This is a genomic window from Arthrobacter sp. SDR-2R (genome assembly GCF_057747955.1).
The window spans coordinates 4,012,714-4,028,735 of sequence record NZ_CM173231.1; the positions used below are offsets into that span (position 1 = coordinate 4,012,714).

A 16,022-nucleotide genomic window follows, 5' to 3' on the forward strand; every position below is an offset into this window, starting at 1 on the left:
GACATAGAAGAACCCGCTGGTCCGGACTTGGGGGGTGTACGGACCAGCGGGCTCGACCATCAACTATAGGCGAAGGTGGACCATGGGCAAAATCGGCGGCACGGCCGGGGCGGGGACGGCACGGTAAAATCGTCCTCACCACCCGTTCTGCAGAGAGCACTCCATGACCCTTCCTGCCAAGGCGTTCCAGCGCTGGCTGCAAGGCATCGCGCCAGATGCCAGCACTGCAGACGTCTGCAGGGTCTCCGGAATCAAGCGGACCACGCTGGCCCAGCAGCTGGTCCGGGGCAAAGTCTCCGTGAGCACGGTGGTCAGCATCAGCCGCGCGTACAACATCAACCCCGTCGACGCACTGTCCGGGTTTGACGCCTACAGCGCCCTGGGAAGCCCGCCGCGTCCACCCACCCGCAGCGAGCTGGTCAGCCAGATTTCCACGCCGGACCTCCTGCGGGCGCTCCTGGCCCGCCCCGCAATGGACGCGGCCCGGGGAGCAGCCTCTCCCGCCCTCACTCCTGCCCCGCACGCCACCTCCGTGAAGAACTGGGTCGATGCCATAGACGACGGCGAGGTCCGGCACCGCGTGTCCGCCTCCACGGGAGTGGCGCCGCAAAACTATTCCGCCCAGTTGACCGCCAACCGGCTGTCCCCGGAGCTCGCCTTAGCGACGGCATTGGCGGCCGGAGTGGGACCCGCCGGCGGACTGGTGGCCACGGGAATCATTACGGAGGAGGAGGCCGGCTGGCCTCCCGGTGCCCGGCAGGCGGCGCTGGACAGCCTCACCGACGGAGAACTCACAGCCCTTGCTGGAGACCGGCTTCAGGCAATGGGCAAAGTACTGCGCCGCCAGGAGCAGGACCAAGCGCAGACAGAAAAAATTTGGGAGAACCTGGGATGATCGAAACCCTTCAATGGAGCACGCTGGCCATTTGCGCCCTTATTGCGGTGGCCCGCGTCCCCAGCACACTCAGAGGAGAAAACCGCTCCCTTTTCGGCATCTTTGCCTTGATGACCCTGGCCATCCTGTTGAGCATCCAGGGGCCGTACATCGTCATCGACCAGGCGCTGGGCGGGATCAACCTGGCCAACCTGTTGCTGCGCTTCGTCATTTTCGGCGCCATCTTCTTCATGGGTATCCGCGTTTCCAGGGGCTTCGGTGCAAGGGATGCGTACAGGCTCATAACCGGAAGGGCCGGGGTTTCGGTCCTTGCGGTCATTTCCGTTGTCATGGTGACGCTGTTCTTCATGATGGGCACTAGCGGGTCGTCGGCCGGGCTGACAGGGGTTGTGGGTACGGATCCCTGGAACTCTGCCTTACTGGAGTATTACGGGGCCGCCGGCCGGGCTTACCCCGCCTACATCACGTTGGCTTTGCTGCCGGCAATGGTGCGTGCAGTCTTCGGCCGGCTTCCCGCCCTGGTCCGGGTTGCCGCGGGGCTGCTGGGTCTTGGTGCCGTAGCCACGGGCCTGAGTTTGTCTTTCCCTCTTATCCCGCCCACCCTTGGCCAGATAGAGTTCCTTATTAACTACACGGCCGTGCTGTGCTTCGTCGTCGGGCTGGCATTAATCTGGGTCGCCAAAATGGTCAATGCGCGCGGCGCGGCACGCCGGAGGACATCTACCGAAATGTAACCTTCGTGCGCTTTCACAAAAACATTAGAATGTGAAACAATCATGAATGTGTGAAGGCGGGGCTGCCAAGCGTTTTCGAACGGGGATAAATTCCAAAGCGCCGGCCGCCCCGGGGGCCTTTGCACGCATTGGGGGGATGAGTGGTGGCGGATCGTTGGGGACCGCCCCCACTCAGCCTATTTAAGGACCATGGCCCCCAAGGGACACTGATCCTATTTCCTGGCAAACCTCAATGTCACCAACTGGAACGGCCGGAGCGCGAGCTCGGCACCGGTATCTGCCGGAACAATTCCGGGCGCCTCGGCGGCACGCTCCAGGAGATCCGTCGGCACCACGCCATTGACAGGGAAGTTGGCTGTGAGAGTTCCCACGGACCGCTGCCCCAACGACTCATAGAGCCGGACCACCACATCGCCCGATCCGTCCTGGGCCAGCTTCACCGCTTCAATGACCAGGGCCGGATTGCTGACGGAGAAGAGCGGCTCCACCGCGGTGCCGCCGCTGACCAGCCGGGGCGCCAGGTTGGTGCGGTACCCTTCCTGGACGGCGGCCGCAATGTCAGCACCTGGGCGGATGGTCACCGTCAACTCCTGGTGTCCGCGGTCGGCGTCGGGGTCGGGGAACTTAGGAGCCCGCAGCAGGGACAGGCGCACCGTAGTAGTGGTTCCGCCGTCGGATTCCCTGATGCTTCTGCCCACGTCGTGGCCGTACGTGGAGGAGTTGGCCACCGCCACCCCGTAACCGGGCTCCCCCACGTGGATCCACCGGTGGGCACAGATTTCGAACTTCGCGGCTTCCCAGGAGGTGTTGGTGTGGGTGGGCCTGAAGACGTGGCCGAACTGTGTTTCGGCAGCTGACCGGTCTGCCCGCACGTCGAGGGCAAAGCCGAGTTTCAGCAGCTTTTCGCGCTCCTGCCAGTCCACGGCCGTGGTGATTTCCAGTGACGGGCTGCCGGGGGCCAATGTGATGCGCTGGGTCAGCGGCGAGCTCCCTGCCAGCCGTTCCACCACCACCACGGCGCTGCCGTCTTCATTGGCCAGCCGGACCGACTCCGCGTGGACCAGCGGAGTGACATTGCGGCGGTAGAACTCGTCGATGTCCCAGGCGTCCCATTCGTTGGGGGTGTCGCGGTGCAGTTCCAGCAGGTTGCCGCGCTGGCCAGGGGCGATGGCCTCTCGTCCGGTGGCGTAGTCACGCAGGGACGCGAGGAGTCCATCGGCGTCCACCTCGACCCGGATAATCCCGTTGTCCAGGATGTAGCCGCCGTGGTGTGGCGTGGCGAGCACCGGCCCAGGGAGCGGCGTCGGTTCCGCTGCCGCAAGGGCGGGCACTCCATTCCTTGCGTGCGGCGCAGCGTTAAGCAGGAACTGCCGGTCCCCGGAGCCCAGCATGGCGGCAGCTGCCTGGCTGATGATTGCTTCAAGCGCCGTTTCGATGGCCTGGTAGTTACGCTCGGCGTCCTGGTGGACCCAGGCAATGGAGCTGCCGGGAAGGATGTCGTGGAACTGCTGCAGCAGTACCAGTTGCCAGAGCCGCTTGAGCTCGGCATCCGGATAGTCGTATGCGCCGGCCGACCGGACTGCAGCCGTGGAACACCACAGTTCCGCTTCACGCAGCAGGTGCTCGCTGCGCCGGTTGCCCTTCTTGGTCCGCGCCTGGCTGGTGTACGTGCCGCGGTGCAACTCCAGGTACATTTCGCCCACCCAGACAGGCAGTGCCGGGTAGTCTTCCTCGGCCTGCCGGAAGAAACTCTCCGCAGAGCCGATCCTGACCCTGGGCGATCCCTCCAGATTCGCGGTGCGGGCAGCCGCCGCAAGCATTTCGCGGGTGGGTCCGCCGCCGCCGTCGCCATAGCCGAAAGGCACCAACGACACCGTTCCGCGGCCGTGGTCCCGGTAGTTGCGCTCGGCGTGGGCAAGGTCCCTGCCGCTGAGGTCCGAGTTGTAGCTGTCCACCGGCGGAAAGTGGGTGAACAGCCGGGTGCCGTCGATTCCCTCCCAATTAAAGGTGTGGTGCGGCATCCTGTTTGTCTGGTTCCAGGAGATCTTTTGGGTAAGGAACCAGCGGCTGCCCGCGGCTTTTACGATCTGGGGCAGGGCGGCACTGTATCCAAACGAGTCCGGGAGCCACGCCTCCCTGCACTCAATGCCGAACTCCGCCAGGAAGAAGCCCTTGCCCTCCACGAACTGCCGCGCCATGGCTTCGCCGCCGGGCATGTTGGTATCCGATTCCACCCACATGCCGCCGACGGGCACGAACTGGCCTGCCCGGACCTTTTCCCGGATCCGGCTGTACAGCTCCGGGTACAGCTCCTTGATCCATGCCAGCTGCTGCGCGGACGAACAGGAGAAGACGAAAGTCGGGTCTTCATCCATCAGTGCCACCACGTTGGAGAACGTCCGGGCGCATTTGCGGATGGTTTCACGGACCGGCCAGAGCCAGGCCGAGTCGATGTGGGCATGGCCCGTAGCAACCAGTTGATGCGCGGAAGCGTAGGCGGGGCGGGCAAGGACTTCGGCGAGCTCCTGCCGTCCTGCCGGCGCGGTCCCGGCAACATCGTCAGGGTCCATCACATCCATCATGCGTTCGAAGGCCCGGAGGATCTCATGGCGGCGGGGAAGCTCCAGGGGGAGTTGTTCCATGAGGCCGGCCAGCGTCCACACGTCCTGCTGGAGTTCCCACACGCACTGGTTGAGTTCAGCGATGGCGATGTTGCCCAGCCGGTACTGGGGTGCTCCCCCGGCGGTCGCCTTGTCTCCCAGCGGGGTGGCGGCAAAGGTCCAGCCTTGCGCCATGTCCGGGTTCGCGGCCGCCTCCACGTAGAAGTCCACGGCCATGCCGCCGCCCAGCAGCTTCAGGGGAATGTACTGGTTGCGGGGTGAGATGGCCTTGATGATGGTCCCGTCAGGCCGCCAGGCGATGCCCTCGCACTGAAACCCGGGCGCTTCGGTGGTGAACCCAAGATCCACCACCACCTCCACGGTGGTTTCCGGGCCGCCGCCCCAGGATTCCGGCACCTCCCCTTGCAGCCGGAGCCAGGTGGTCCCCCACGGCCGGCCCCAGGCGGCGCCGTGCTCCTGCGGCTGGAACTCCTGCCGCATCGCTTCGAGCGCGGGGACCGGTTCACCGGGGGCGTCCCAACTGCTCAGGGCAAGCGGGACCGTCCGGCTGTAGACGGCAGGGGCGATGCGCTCGCGCACAAACCTGGCCAGGCGGACTTCCGTGATCCTGCGGTCGTCATGCAAAATAAGTCCTCTTTAGGCTCGGGGCTGGATCATCGCGTCCATTCGATGGACAAATCTACCCTCCGGCAGCATTGCAACCAACCCCCTTGCCCGGGCAGCCACGTCCCAGCCGTGCATTGGCCCTCCTAGCCACTGGGCACGGCTGGTGCAGGGCGCAGGATCCGCGAGTCCCCGGCGTAGACGTTAAAGCTGGTGTGCCGGCTGAAACCCGCCAGCGTCAAGCCGTTCGCCTCGGCCAGTTCCACGGCAAGACTGGAAGGGGCACTCACGGCAGCCAGGACGGGAATGCCCGCAAGGGATGCTTTCTGGACCAGCTCGAAGGACGCCCTGCCAGATACCTGGAGGACGGTTCCGGTAAGAGGCAGGAGGCCCTCGCGCAGTGCCCAGCCCACCACTTTGTCCACGGCATTGTGGCGTCCCACGTCCTCGCGCAGGCACATGAGCTGCGGCTCGCCGTCGTCATCGATCCTGAACAGGCCTGCCGCGTGCACGCCGCCGGTGTCCTCGAAGACACGCTGGGACTTCCGCAACATCCCCGGCAGGGCGGCCAGGACTTCCGCGTCCACAGTCAACGGGTCCGTCCGGGGGCTGAAGTGGGAGGACTTTTGGACAGCTTCGATGGAGTCCGTTCCACAGATGCCGCAGGAGCTGGACGTGTAGACGTTGCGGCCGGTGTCGGGAACTGGCACATCCGGCCGCAGCTGGGCCTCCACCACGTTGAATGTCTGGACACCGTTCTCGTCCTCGCCGGCACAGAATCGCAGCGAAACCAGCTGTTCGGGGGCCCATATGACCCCCTCGGACACCAGGAATCCAGCCACCAGGTCAAAGTCGTCCCCCGGGGTTCGCATGGTGACCGAATAGGAAAGCTTTCCCAGCCGGATCTCCAGCGGTTCCTCGACGGCGAGGACGTCTTCGCGGTGGCGGACCGGGTACTCCAGGGCTCCCGGCGAACCGTCCAGGACATACTTGTGCACCTTGCGGCGCTGGGTTACGCGTCCCATGTTCCACCCTGCTTGTTCATTACTCCATCATGGCACCAACAGGGGCCGCCTCAGCCCAGGAGGGCGCTCCAGTCCACGGGTCCGCTGGGTGCCGGCTTACCCTTGGGCTGGCCTGTCCGTGCGGCGCTTCTTGGTTTGGCTTTGGCCGGGCCGTCCTGGGTAGGAGGTATTGGCGGCCCCCATGGCAGGGCCAACGCGGGCACCGGCTCGCCGAGCTGCACGCCGTGCGGTGGCACTACCAGCACACCGTCCGCGGCGGCGAGCCCGCGCATCATCCCTGGCCCCGTATGCTGCGCCGGGGACGCCATGCCGTACAGCAGCCGGAACGGCATCAGCCGGGTACGCCCGGGGTCCGGCTCGATCATGGTCCCGCACGGCACCTCCTCCACCGCCGGCATGGGACGGTGCCCCAGTGCGGCCAGCAGCGGGGCCCCCACAGTGGAAAGGGCCATCATGGCCGCGAGCGGGTTGCCGGGAAGCCCCAAAACGAAGCGTCCGTCGGGCAGTTCGGCGAGCACGGCGGGGTGGCCGGGCCGCATGGCCACGCCATCGATGATGAGCCGGCCGCCGAGTTCGGCCACTGCCCTGCGGAGGTGGTCCGTTCCCGAGCGCCCGGTGCCACCGGTAGTAATGACGACGTCGGCCGGCAGGTCCGGCGCGTCCGGCACCTCCGGCAGCACGTCCTCGAGCGCCGCAAGCCATTCGTCATAGGAGTCGCCGATCCGCTGCTGCCCGACGGGTATGCCGCCCAGCATGGCGACGACATCCGGCAGCTGCGGGCCGAAGGTGTCGCGCACCTGGCCCGGGGCCGGCGTGCCGTGTTCCACCACTTCGGACCCGGTCAGGACCAGGCGCACCACGGGCTTTCCCTGGACCTGCACATCGTCGTAGCCTGCCAGCGCGGCAAGTGCCAGGTGGGCGGGATTGAGCTCCACCCCCGCCTTGACCAGGATGTCCCCTTCCAGGGCTTCCTCCCCGGCTTTCCTGATGTGCTCTCCCGCGCGGGGCTCGCCCGGGCGGGCCTTGCCTCCGGTCATCAGGAGTGGGAGTCCTTCATCGTCCTGGCCAAGGACTGCGCTCTCGGTGCGAAGCACTGCCTTGCCGCCTGCAGGGATCAGGCCGCCGGTGGCGATGGGGCTGGCCTGGTGCGGTGCCAGCCGGGTGCCGGGTTCCACCGGGATCCAGGGGCCGCTTCCGTTGACTACCCAGCCGTCCATGGCCGAGGACGCATAGTGGGGCATGTCCTGGAGGGCCACGATGTCCTGGTCCAGTTTGCGGCCCAACGCGATACGCAGTGCCACTGGTCCGGGAGGAATGGGGGTTGCGGCGTCGAACGCCGCCTGCCGGGCCTCTTCCCACGTGTGGGCAGCATGGTGCTGGCCCGCATGCCCTGCTTCCGCCGTCCCGGCTTGGACTGCGCCGGAGTCAGTGGTTCCGGGTTCAGTGGGTCCGGGTCCAGCTATGCCGGCCGGCCCTTCCGCTTCGCTGCCAGGTGGCGCCTCCGGATCGCTTTGGGGTTCCGCGGTCATTCGCCGGGAGTCCCGGCGGCAGCCTCGGCCTCGTAGTCCTTTGCCAGTGTGCGGGCAACGGCCAGGGCCGCATCCATTGATTCAGCGTCCATCTCCCTGCCGGGAGCCGCAGCCAGGCCCGCAGCGAACCCGGCGATGAAAGTGGTGAGCGGAGCGGCTGGCCGGACCACAGCATGGGCGGCGACGCCCGCAAGCGCCAGCACCGCGTTGACGTCCACCTGGACGTCCTCAAGCTTGTACGCCTGGAGAAGTGCCCTGCACCACTCTTCCAGTGTTTCGTCCTGGCTCTTCACGTATTGCCTCCCACGTTTGCTCCGCCCGTCTGCCGGTCCTGGCGTTCGCTCTGGTTCCCGGCGGCAATCCCCAGCGCGGCAGCGTCATCCCAGGTATCCACATCAGAGGTGGACCCGGCAGGGACTGTGACAAGCTGCACGTCCAGATTAGCAAGGAGCGACCTGACAGAGCCGTTGACCAGCGCCCCGCGGGCAGCGAGGTCCCTGCACGCCTTTGTTAACTCAGGCGTGCGGTAAAAACCCACCAGTGGCTGTGGGCGGTCGCCTTCGGCAGCCATGACATTTGCCGGGTCCGCCGCCGTGGACATCTGCAAAGCTTCCTGAAGCGCTGCCACCGCTTGGGATGCCAGCGGCATGTCGCAGGCCAGCACCAGGAGGTAGGGCGCACCCTCGCCGATGTCCGCCAGCGCATCCAGCCCGGCCGCTATGGCTGCCGCCGGGCCCGCGAAGTGCGGCTGCTCCCTGCAGCTCAGCAGGTTGGGAGGCCAGATTGGCAGGGAAGCCATCTCGCCCACAACTGCCACATGCCGGGCCCCCGCGGCGGCAGCGACAGCGCGTTCGAGGAGGGATTGGCCTTGGAAGACGAGCGACTGCTTGGGTACGCCGCCCAGCCGCGATGACCTCCCCCCGGCCAGGATCACGGCATCAAAGGCAAGCCCGTTCACTTCCACTCCCCCAGCCTAGCGACCGGCAGCGTAGGGGCCGCACTGCGGGTCAGAACATCCGGCGCACCGGAGCATCACGGCAACTCAGGCAGCGCGGGGTGTCAGGCAGCGCGTTCCGGAAGCAGGAAGGGGTCCCAGGCCGGCGTGGGCTTCTCCAGTTCCTTGATCTGCCAGATGGTTCCGTGCGGCGGTTCGGGCACGAACCGCAGGGTCCATCCCATCTCGGCTGGAGTGTGGTCGCCCTTGACGTTGTTGCAGCGCAGGCAGGCGGCCACCAGGTTCTCCCACGAATCGGCCCCGCCCCGGGACTTGGGGTGAACATGGTCAATGGTGTGCGCCGCTTTCCCGCAGTAGGCGCATTTATGCCCGTCGCGCCGGAGTACGCCCCTGCGGCTGACGGCCGTGGAGTGGTTGTACCGGGGCCGGATGTAGCGGTTGAGGAGGATCACGGACGGGCGGCCCAGAATGTCAGTAGGGCCCACCACGGGGTCGTCACCTTCGGCCACCACACTTGCCTTGCCCGTGAGCACAAGCACCAGCGCCCGGCGGAAAGTAATAACCGCCAGCGGTTCATATCCAGCATTCAGAACGAGAGTGCGCATGCACTTACCTCTTCACGGCCGCACCCGTCAGGGGCACGAGGGCCGGCTGCCCTCGGCATGTCCGGGCTATGGATCGACATCACAAGAGTAAACAAAGAAGTGCAGAATCGGGTAATCGCCACTCTGGAGCAGGACAACGGCTGGACACCGCGGGAGGGTCGGCCGCGGGCGGCGCGGGCCGATTAAGCGCGAAGGACCCCCACCGGGATGGCGGGGGTCCTTGGGGGCATTGCCAGGCCTGCGGCCGTTCAGGCCTGCCTTGGGATGCTTAGTTGACGCGGATGAACACGGGGCCGGAACCCACGTTTGCGCTGAAGACCACAGTCTGGTTTCCGTTGTAGCCGCCGTGGACTGCCATGCCGTTTCCGGCGTAGACAGCAATGTGGGCCATGCCCGCGCCGCCGTCAGCGTAGTAGATCAGGTCGCCCGGCTGCGCTTCGGCTGCACTCACGGTGCGGCCCAGGGACAGGTAGCCGGCGGGCCAGTCATGGAAGTGGATGCCGACGGCGGCCAGCGAGTTGGTGACCAGCATGGTGCAGTCCTGCATAACGCCGAGCTGGGCGTAGGCGGCCGAGAGGATTGCAGCGCCCTTGCCGCTGGCGGAAGCCTGGGCAGCGGGAGCGGCCGGAGCAGCAGCGGTGGCAACCTTGGCGGTGACCTTGGGAGCCGCAACGGGCTCGGCGGCAGGAGCAGCTTCCTGCACCTCGACCTGGGGCTCAGGCTCGGCGACGGGAGCCGGCGTGGTGGTGACAGCGGGCTTCTCGTAGCTGATGGCGATGGTGGAAGCCGCGGAAATCGGGGCGTCGATTGCGGATTCAACTTCCAGTGCGGACGCCGGAGCGGAATCACGCTTGACGTTGGCGTCGGCAGCGTTGGCCGCGATGCCGCTGGTCAGGACCAGGCCGGAAGCGGCAGCGATAACCGCAGCCTGGCGGCCCATGCCGCCTGCGTTGTCGCTGACGGCCTTTGCAATAACAGCGATCGAGTTGGTTTTGGTGACCTCGGCGCGATGCCGTGCGGTGGCACGAGTCGTCATCAGTTCTCTCTTTCGTTTTTCCCTCAAACCGCTTGTAGGCAGGCGAAGGTTGTTGGACGCGCCGGCATCTTGGGGGTACGTCGGCGCGTCCCGAACGGGGATGTGGTTTCTAGCGAAAAAGCCTTGGGCAAAGAAATAGCCCTTGGAGCGTTAAGCCCAAGAACTAGTTGCCGTAGTGGTAGTACGAGGAGGTGCCAGTGGCTGCAGGCGAGTGGAGCAGCGTGCCCTGGGAGGGGTTGAGTGCGCTGATCATCATGCCGTTGCCGACGTAGATGCCGACGTGCGCGCCACCGTTCTGGACAACCAGGTCACCCGGCTGCGGGGTGGAGGTGGGAGTCATGATGCTCCACGCATTGGTGCGGGGGATGCTGATTCCGGCCTGGGCGTAAACCCACTGCACGAACCCGGAGCAGTCCCAGCCGGTGACCGGGCTGGTGCCGCCCCACACGTAGGAGTGGCCGATGCCGGTGTAGGCGATGGCAGCGATGCCCGAGGTTGCCGCAGCGGATACGGTCTCCGCCGTCTTGGCGGCCGGAGACGCCTCCTGGCCTGCAGTGGTGGCGCGGTTCGCCGAGGCCGTGGACTGGGTACGCACCGCTTCCACCTTCGGAGCAGCGGTGGTCTTGACGACCGGACGCTCGAAGGACACCGTGGCCGTGGGTGCGGCCGTGACAGCGAGGGCTGCCTGGGACGAGCCGGACTCGGTGGAGGCAGAGACACCGGCCGTGGTGTCAGCTGCCGTGGCGGGCAGGCCCATGCTCAGGATGAGGCCGGAAGCCGCTGCCACAACGGCAGCCTGGCGGCCTACGGTCCCGGCATTTGCGCTGACGGCCTTGGACATGGCGTCCAGGGGGTTGGTGCGAACCGTTTGCGCACGGTGGCGCGCAGAATGATGGCGTGAAGACACGAAGGTAGCCTCTCCCAATGCCTGCGAGGTGAGCTGTCGGATTCGGATGGGAGTCACCCGGCCACGCTGCTTCCTGGGAAGCTTGTGACTTAACCCCAAGGCCTTCTGAACATGAAGGCCAAAATTGGTTCCCCCGCCCCTGCCAGACGATGAAATGCGAACGGACCTTGAGCGGTGGCAGAGTTAGGCAATCCACTCAAGAGCGTCAACTTCGGAAAAGTTGACGCGAGTTAGACGGTACAGCAGTTTTGCTTCAATGTCACATTCAGGTCACGGCGCGTCGCGGACATGTGAGAGCGGGCAACCATTTGGTTACAGCCAGCCCATGGGATCGACAACTTCGCCATTGACCTGCACCTCGAAGTGGAGGTGGCAGCCGGTGGATGCGCCCGTGGTACCGCTCAGTGCCACCACGTCCCCGCGGGAGACGGTCTGGCCCACCTTGACGTTGAAGGACGAGAGATGGTTGTAGGTGGTCTCCAGCCCGTTGCCGTGGTCAATGACCACGCGGTTTCCGCCACCGAACTGGTGCCAGCCGGCAAAGGTCACGGTACCTGTCGCGGCGGCCAGGACCGAGGTCCCGCACTGCGCCACGAAGTCCTGGCCCCGGTGGAAGTCTCCGGAGCCTCCGGTGATGGGACTGACCCGGTAGCCGAAGGGGGAAGCGGTGGTGAGGGAGGCGAGGGGTGCAGCCAGGGTGCCGGCCGAAGCGGCACGCGTGACGGAGCCGGCGGACTGGGCGCTCAGGAGTTGCTTCAGCTTCCCGTCCGGGTCGGCCTGGGTCACCACGGCCGACCGGCTGAAGTCGATCTGTGCTCCGACATCGGCCGAGATCTGGGGCTGGGGGCTGACGGCGGACGCGGCCAAGGGGGCACTGCCGGCGGCATCCGTGGCCATGACGGGACTCGTGGCGGGCACCGTGACCGTCAGCACCAGGCCTGTGGCGGCAAGGGCAATGCCGGCTTTTTGGCCAATACCGCTGGCCGCGGCAAACTCCGTCATCTGCCGGAAGGGACCCCGGCGGCGGCGCGCGTCACGATGCAGGTCGCGGGGGCGCTCCGCTGCGACAACTTCGGCAACCCGGGGTGCCGAAGGGGGGCCGGCCGCGCGGCGGCGGCCCCGGGAGGTCTGCATGGTCAAGAAGGGTTCCTCTCTGGAAGAAGCCTGCGGAGTTAGCTGTCGGATTCGGGTCAGAGAGATCAAAGACCCGGTCCGCCTTAGGCAAGCTTCTGCACAGGGGGTATTCCCGGAAGAATCCTTCACTGGAGAGGCTTGCTGCTGACGGACTTCACCCCAAGGCAGTCCCCCGCTGCCGCTTGTGGTTCCCCCGCCTCTGCCAGTAACGACTCGTGCACCTGACCCGCTGGCAGAGCTCGGCTCCGGATCAGGTAACGCTTATGTATCAACGCTTGGTTCCACTATAGAGGCTTAAGACCCTAGGTAACAATTCCGTTACCTTTGCGTGGTCGCCCCTCTGTGGGGTATGGGGGCCCCGATCAGGGCTGGCTGATGGCCACGAAGACGTGGGCGGCAACCTCGGGCGGCAGCTCCAATGCGCCTTCGATTCCGGGGACCCGCACGGAGATGTATTCGCCCACGCGTTCCAGCGCCACGGCGGCACCCGGCCGGATACCGCCCTCGTCCAGCTGCGCCAGCAGCTCCGGTTCCACCTGGATCGGCTCCGCCAGGCGGCTGATGGTCACTCCGGAGGCGGGCCCGTAATTCTTCATCGCTTCCACCAGGCTGATGGCGCCGTCGGCAAAGCCGGGCCCCGCCTGGCCGCCCAGCGCCGCAAGGCCAGGGATGGGGTTGCCGTACGGCGACTCGGTGGGGTGGTCCAGCATCTCGTAGATGCGGCGCTCAACGCGCTCGCTCATGACATGTTCCCAGCGGCAGGCTTCGTCGTGGACGTAGGCCCAGTCCAGGCCAATGACGTCTGCCAGCAGGCGTTCGGCCAGCCGGTGCTTCCGCATGACCTCCGTGGCGCGCTTGCGGCCCGTGTCCGTGAGTTCCAGGTGCCGGTCGCCGGACACGACCACCAGCCCGTCCCGCTCCATGCGGCCGATGGTCTGGGAAACGGTGGGACCGGAGTGGCGCAGACGCTCGGCGATACGGGCCCGAAGGGCAACGATGTTTTCTTCCTCAAGCTCCAGAATGGTCCTGAGGTACATCTCCGTAGTGTCGATCAGATCCGTCATCCAGCTCAGCTCCTCGAGCGCAGTACCTTGCGTTGTCCCACCGTATCGCCTCTTCGCGCAAAGTAGTCCGGGGGAAAGCTTAGCCTATTTTGACTTTGTCCGAATAGCCGCGCCCCGAGGGGCTGCGCGGGGACGGCACGTCTCACTGTCCGGACTATGACGGGCCTGGCTCCCGCCCCCGGCGGCGGTTCAGGCAGAATGGGAATGGCCCGCAGCGCAGCCACCGGCGCTGCCGGCCACCGACCGCCCGCCCTTCCGGACCAAACTTTTGTCCCCGCCGAATTGGAGCACCTGTGAGCGACACCAGCATCACGATCCCCGCCGACCTCCTGCCCCAGGACGGGCGGTTCGGAGCCGGCCCGTCAAAGGTCCGGCAGGAGCAGATCGACGCGCTGGCAGCAGCTTCCAAGACGATCCTTGGCACATCGCACCGGCAGGCCCCGGTCAAGAACCTGGTCGGAGCGGTCCGTGAAGGGCTGAGCCAGTTCTTCCGCGCCCCGGAGGGCTACGAGGTGGTCCTCGGCGTCGGCGGCTCCACGGCTTTCTGGGACATCGCGAGCTTCGGCCTCGTGGAGAAGAAGGCCCAGCACCTGTCCTTCGGTGAGTTCGGGTCCAAGTTCGCCGCCGCCACCAACAAGGCGCCCTTCCTGGAAGCCTCCTCCATCATCAAGTCCGAGCCCGGCACCCGGCCCGCAGCCAAGGCCGAGGCCGGCGTGGACGTCTACGCCTGGCCGCAGAACGAGACCTCCACCGGCGTCGCCGCCCCCGTCAAGCGGGTAGCCGGAGCCGACGAGGGATCACTGGTCCTCGTGGACGCCACATCAGCGGCCGGCGGATTGGACGTGGACGTTGCCGAGAGCGATGTCTACTACTTCGCCCCGCAGAAGAACTTTGCCTCCGACGGCGGCCTCTGGCTTGGCCTGTTCTCCCCCGCAGCGCTGGAACGCGCCGCGCGCATCAAGGCCAGCGGCCGCTGGATCCCGGATTTCCTGGACCTGCAGACCGCCATCGATAACTCCCGCCTGAACCAGACCTACAACACCCCGTCGCTGTCCACGCTGGTGACGCTGAATGCCCAGGTCCAGTGGCTGAACTCCAACGGCGGCCTGGACTTCGCGGCTGCACGGACGGCCGATTCAGCCGGCCGCATCTACAGCTGGGCGGAAGCGTCCGGCTTCGCCACCCCGTTCGTGGCCAAGCCCGAGGAACGCTCCAACGTGATCGCCACGATCGACTTCGACGAATCGATTGATGCCGCCACCGTGGCCAAGGTCCTGCGCGCCAACGGCATCGTGGACACCGAGCCTTACCGGAAGCTGGGCCGCAACCAGCTGCGCATCGCCACCTTCGTGGCCATCGAGCCCAGCGACGTCTCCGCCCTGCTGGCCAGCATCGACTACGTGGTGGGCGAGCTGCGCAAGTAACCACAGTTAAAGCACGACGGCGCCGCCCGGGTTTCCCCGGACGGCGCCGTTTGTTTGTGGTCAGGAAGTCCTTGTTTCGGCGTCAGGCTCCGCGCCGTCGTCGGCCGGCCCTTCATCCCCAGGTTCCCGCTCCGCTGCCCGAAGCCCATCCGGGTTCCCCTGCCCGGTCCCCTGCCCGGGCTCCTGCTGTTCCGGTTCCTGCTGTTCCGGCTCCTGCTGCTCCGGTTCCTGCTGCTGTTCGTCCTCGGGACGGACGCGTTCGGCCCACGGCACCCACTCCGGGGCCAGGACGGAGTCCCCGGACGGCAGCAGGCCCAACTCGTTGACCGTGACCACCTTGGAGCGCGAGTTACGGGTCAGTACCGCATACCACTGCCAGCCCACATAGCCGGGCAGCCGGGATTCGAACAGGTGCGTGACCAGCCGGTCGCCCTCGCTCTTGGCTGCCAGGTGCGGCCCGATGGTGCCGGCCGGGGTGATGCCCTCCACTGCAGCCCGGGCGGTGTCCACCGCCGCGGCCAGGAAAGCATCGGGCTTGCCCGTGCGCCACACGGGCACGCCTGCCTTGCGCTTGGGCTGGGTCTTGGCAGCCTGCTCCTGCACTGGCGTGCCCGGCTGATCAGGTTGGGGGTCCATGGGCAGCCTAAACGTCCAGCTCGTCGGCAACCTTACGCAGGGCGGCAGCAATGGCCTTGCCCTTGTTGCCGTCCGGGTACTTGCCCTTGGACAAGGTTCCGGACAGGTTGTCCAGGACGGTCACCAAGTCCTGAACCAGCGGGGCGAGGTCCTTCGCGCTGGGGCGCTTGGCCTTGGCGATGGACGGGGTCTTGTCCAGCACCCGCAAGCCCAGGGCCTGGGCGCCCTTGCGGCCGTCCGCAACCCCGAACTCCACCCGGGTGCCCGCTTTCAGTTCCGTCACGCCCTCGGGCAGCGACGACTTGGGCAGGAAGACCTCCTGGCCGTCTTCGCCCGCGAGGAACCCAAAGCCCTTGTCCTTGTCATACCACTTGACCTTGCCGGTAGGCACGTAATCAACCTTCTTCGTTCTGCTGTCATGAGACACGGCCGGCTGCCACCGCGTCCGCATTGTTGTGCGGGTTCAAGGTATGGCCAGCGCAAACCGTGTTGGTCTGTATCCTTCAAGGTTATCCTGCCGCGTGCCCTAATCACGCTTCCGGCCGCACCGTTCCGCCCCGGGCGCAAGCTCCCGGTGCTTTCACTTGCGGCGCTGCTGCCGCTGTAGCGTTACGTCCATGACTCCCTTGCGTTACCGGCGGCCGCTGATGGTCCTCGCCGCTGTTATAGCCGTGCTGTCCCTCATTGCTGTGGGAACTGTGATGGCGCTTGCCTTCGCCAACACGGTCGCCCCCGCCTGGGTCACCTACTCGGCCCTTTACGGCCTGCCGGCGGCCTTCGTCCTGATGCTCCTGGTGGTCCTGGACGGCGTTGCCGCCAGGCGGCGGGCGGGGAAGCGGGAGCCGCGGTAACGT

Annotated in this window: 16 protein-coding genes and 2 riboswitches; of the genes, 4 read left to right on the forward strand and 12 right to left on the reverse strand. The window is 66.4% G+C overall.

Translation table 11 applies throughout. From position 1 onward, the window contains the following. Positions 1-163: 163 nt before the first annotated feature. Together AC3ANU_RS18525 and AC3ANU_RS18530 are read left to right on the forward strand one after the other, a co-directional pair. Positions 164-895 (forward strand): hypothetical protein, encoded by a 732-nt coding sequence (locus AC3ANU_RS18525; protein WP_056389121.1) that lies wholly within the window; start codon positions 164-166, stop codon positions 893-895. Beyond that, complete coding sequence (locus tag AC3ANU_RS18530; RefSeq protein ID WP_223993896.1) at positions 892-1,629, forward strand: hypothetical protein; 738 nt, start codon at positions 892-894, stop codon at positions 1,627-1,629. Before AC3ANU_RS18525 ends, AC3ANU_RS18530 begins: the two co-directional genes overlap by 4 nt. A gap of 212 nt (positions 1,630-1,841) precedes the next feature. Here the strand turns inward: AC3ANU_RS18530 and AC3ANU_RS18535 are convergent, their stop codons facing one another. The 10 genes from AC3ANU_RS18535 to AC3ANU_RS18580 form a co-directional block, all read right to left on the reverse strand. Continuing rightward, a complete protein-coding gene (locus AC3ANU_RS18535; protein ID WP_488315045.1) occupies positions 1,842-4,874 on the reverse strand; it encodes an alpha-mannosidase in 3,033 nt (1,010 codons plus the stop codon). Between the two features lie 125 nt (positions 4,875-4,999). Next, positions 5,000-5,878, reverse strand: a complete 879-nt coding sequence (gene fdhD / locus AC3ANU_RS18540) for a formate dehydrogenase accessory sulfurtransferase FdhD (RefSeq protein ID WP_018769558.1) — start codon at positions 5,876-5,878, stop codon at positions 5,000-5,002. A gap of 50 nt (positions 5,879-5,928) precedes the next feature. After that, the gene (locus tag AC3ANU_RS18545; protein WP_488315046.1) at positions 5,929-7,407 is read right to left on the reverse strand and encodes a molybdopterin molybdotransferase MoeA; all 1,479 of its coding nucleotides are present in this window, start codon (positions 7,405-7,407) and stop codon (positions 5,929-5,931) included. Continuing rightward, positions 7,404-7,700: a DUF6457 domain-containing protein gene (locus tag AC3ANU_RS18550; protein ID WP_056331155.1), complete on the reverse strand. Its 297-nt coding sequence runs from the start codon at positions 7,698-7,700 to the stop codon at positions 7,404-7,406. Before AC3ANU_RS18550 ends, AC3ANU_RS18545 begins: the two co-directional genes overlap by 4 nt. Continuing rightward, positions 7,697-8,371 carry a molybdenum cofactor guanylyltransferase gene (gene mobA / locus AC3ANU_RS18555; protein ID WP_488315047.1) on the reverse strand — a complete coding sequence of 225 codons (675 nt, stop codon included), beginning with the start codon at positions 8,369-8,371 and terminating at the stop codon, positions 7,697-7,699. The genes AC3ANU_RS18550 and mobA overlap by 4 nt, the downstream gene beginning before the upstream one ends. Positions 8,372-8,466: 95 nt before the next feature. Then, the gene (locus AC3ANU_RS18560; protein WP_018769554.1) at positions 8,467-8,967 is read right to left on the reverse strand and encodes an HNH endonuclease; all 501 of its coding nucleotides are present in this window, start codon (positions 8,965-8,967) and stop codon (positions 8,467-8,469) included. 268 nt (positions 8,968-9,235) lie between these two features. Next, the gene (locus AC3ANU_RS18565; RefSeq protein WP_018769553.1) at positions 9,236-10,003 is read right to left on the reverse strand and encodes an NlpC/P60 family protein; all 768 of its coding nucleotides are present in this window, start codon (positions 10,001-10,003) and stop codon (positions 9,236-9,238) included. A 163-nt stretch (positions 10,004-10,166) separates the two neighbouring features. Continuing rightward, complete coding sequence (locus AC3ANU_RS18570; protein WP_134165666.1) at positions 10,167-10,844, reverse strand: C40 family peptidase; 678 nt, start codon at positions 10,842-10,844, stop codon at positions 10,167-10,169. A gap of 70 nt (positions 10,845-10,914) precedes the next feature. Beyond that, positions 10,915-11,094: riboswitch (cyclic di-AMP (ydaO/yuaA leader) on the reverse strand. A 128-nt stretch (positions 11,095-11,222) separates the two neighbouring features. Beyond that, the gene (locus tag AC3ANU_RS18575; RefSeq protein ID WP_224084466.1) at positions 11,223-12,044 is read right to left on the reverse strand and encodes a M23 family metallopeptidase; all 822 of its coding nucleotides are present in this window, start codon (positions 12,042-12,044) and stop codon (positions 11,223-11,225) included. Between the two features lie 12 nt (positions 12,045-12,056). Next, a riboswitch (cyclic di-AMP (ydaO/yuaA leader) is annotated at positions 12,057-12,268 on the reverse strand. A 138-nt stretch (positions 12,269-12,406) separates the two neighbouring features. Then, positions 12,407-13,108, reverse strand: a complete 702-nt coding sequence (locus tag AC3ANU_RS18580) for an iron-dependent transcriptional repressor DtxR (protein ID WP_018769550.1) — start codon at positions 13,106-13,108, stop codon at positions 12,407-12,409. A gap of 293 nt (positions 13,109-13,401) precedes the next feature. On the opposite strand from AC3ANU_RS18580, the gene serC reads away from it, so the two are divergent. Then, positions 13,402-14,532: a phosphoserine transaminase gene (gene serC, locus AC3ANU_RS18585; RefSeq protein WP_056389141.1), complete on the forward strand. Its 1,131-nt coding sequence runs from the start codon at positions 13,402-13,404 to the stop codon at positions 14,530-14,532. 60 nt (positions 14,533-14,592) lie between these two features. Here serC and AC3ANU_RS18590 read toward each other — a convergent pair whose 3' ends face one another. Then, positions 14,593-15,168 carry a DUF3027 domain-containing protein gene (locus tag AC3ANU_RS18590; protein WP_488315048.1) on the reverse strand — a complete coding sequence of 192 codons (576 nt, stop codon included), beginning with the start codon at positions 15,166-15,168 and terminating at the stop codon, positions 14,593-14,595. 7 nt (positions 15,169-15,175) lie between these two features. Then, positions 15,176-15,559 carry a cold-shock protein gene (locus AC3ANU_RS18595; protein WP_018762148.1) on the reverse strand — a complete coding sequence of 128 codons (384 nt, stop codon included), beginning with the start codon at positions 15,557-15,559 and terminating at the stop codon, positions 15,176-15,178. Positions 15,560-15,785: 226 nt separating this feature from the next. Between AC3ANU_RS18595 and AC3ANU_RS18600 the strand changes: the two genes are divergently transcribed. Further along, entirely contained in the window at positions 15,786-16,019 is a 234-nt protein-coding gene (locus tag AC3ANU_RS18600) for a hypothetical protein (RefSeq protein WP_223993879.1), read from the forward strand. Positions 16,020-16,022 lie beyond the last annotated feature (3 nt).

What these genes read in the sequence shown, in the direction of transcription:
- AC3ANU_RS18525 (WP_056389121.1), top strand. Translation starts at nt 164, where the DNA reads ATGACCCTTCCTGCCAAGGCGTTCCAGCGCTGGCTGCAAGGCATCGCG.
- AC3ANU_RS18530 (WP_223993896.1), top strand. Translation starts at nt 892, where the DNA reads ATGATCGAAACCCTTCAATGGAGCACGCTGGCCATTTGCGCCCTTATT.
- fdhD (WP_018769558.1), bottom strand. Translation starts at nt 5,878, where the DNA reads ATGGGACGCGTAACCCAGCGCCGCAAGGTGCACAAGTATGTCCTGGAC.
- AC3ANU_RS18545 (WP_488315046.1), bottom strand. Translation starts at nt 7,407, where the DNA reads ATGACCGCGGAACCCCAAAGCGATCCGGAGGCGCCACCTGGCAGCGAA.
- AC3ANU_RS18560 (WP_018769554.1), bottom strand. Translation starts at nt 8,967, where the DNA reads ATGCGCACTCTCGTTCTGAATGCTGGATATGAACCGCTGGCGGTTATT.
- AC3ANU_RS18565 (WP_018769553.1), bottom strand. Translation starts at nt 10,003, where the DNA reads ATGACGACTCGTGCCACCGCACGGCATCGCGCCGAGGTCACCAAAACC.
- AC3ANU_RS18570 (WP_134165666.1), bottom strand. Translation starts at nt 10,844, where the DNA reads ATGTCCAAGGCCGTCAGCGCAAATGCCGGGACCGTAGGCCGCCAGGCT.
- AC3ANU_RS18575 (WP_224084466.1), bottom strand. Translation starts at nt 12,044, where the DNA reads ATGCAGACCTCCCGGGGCCGCCGCCGCGCGGCCGGCCCCCCTTCGGCA.
- AC3ANU_RS18580 (WP_018769550.1), bottom strand. Translation starts at nt 13,108, where the DNA reads ATGACGGATCTGATCGACACTACGGAGATGTACCTCAGGACCATTCTG.
- AC3ANU_RS18590 (WP_488315048.1), bottom strand. Translation starts at nt 15,168, where the DNA reads ATGGACCCCCAACCTGATCAGCCGGGCACGCCAGTGCAGGAGCAGGCT.
- AC3ANU_RS18600 (WP_223993879.1), top strand. Translation starts at nt 15,786, where the DNA reads ATGACTCCCTTGCGTTACCGGCGGCCGCTGATGGTCCTCGCCGCTGTT.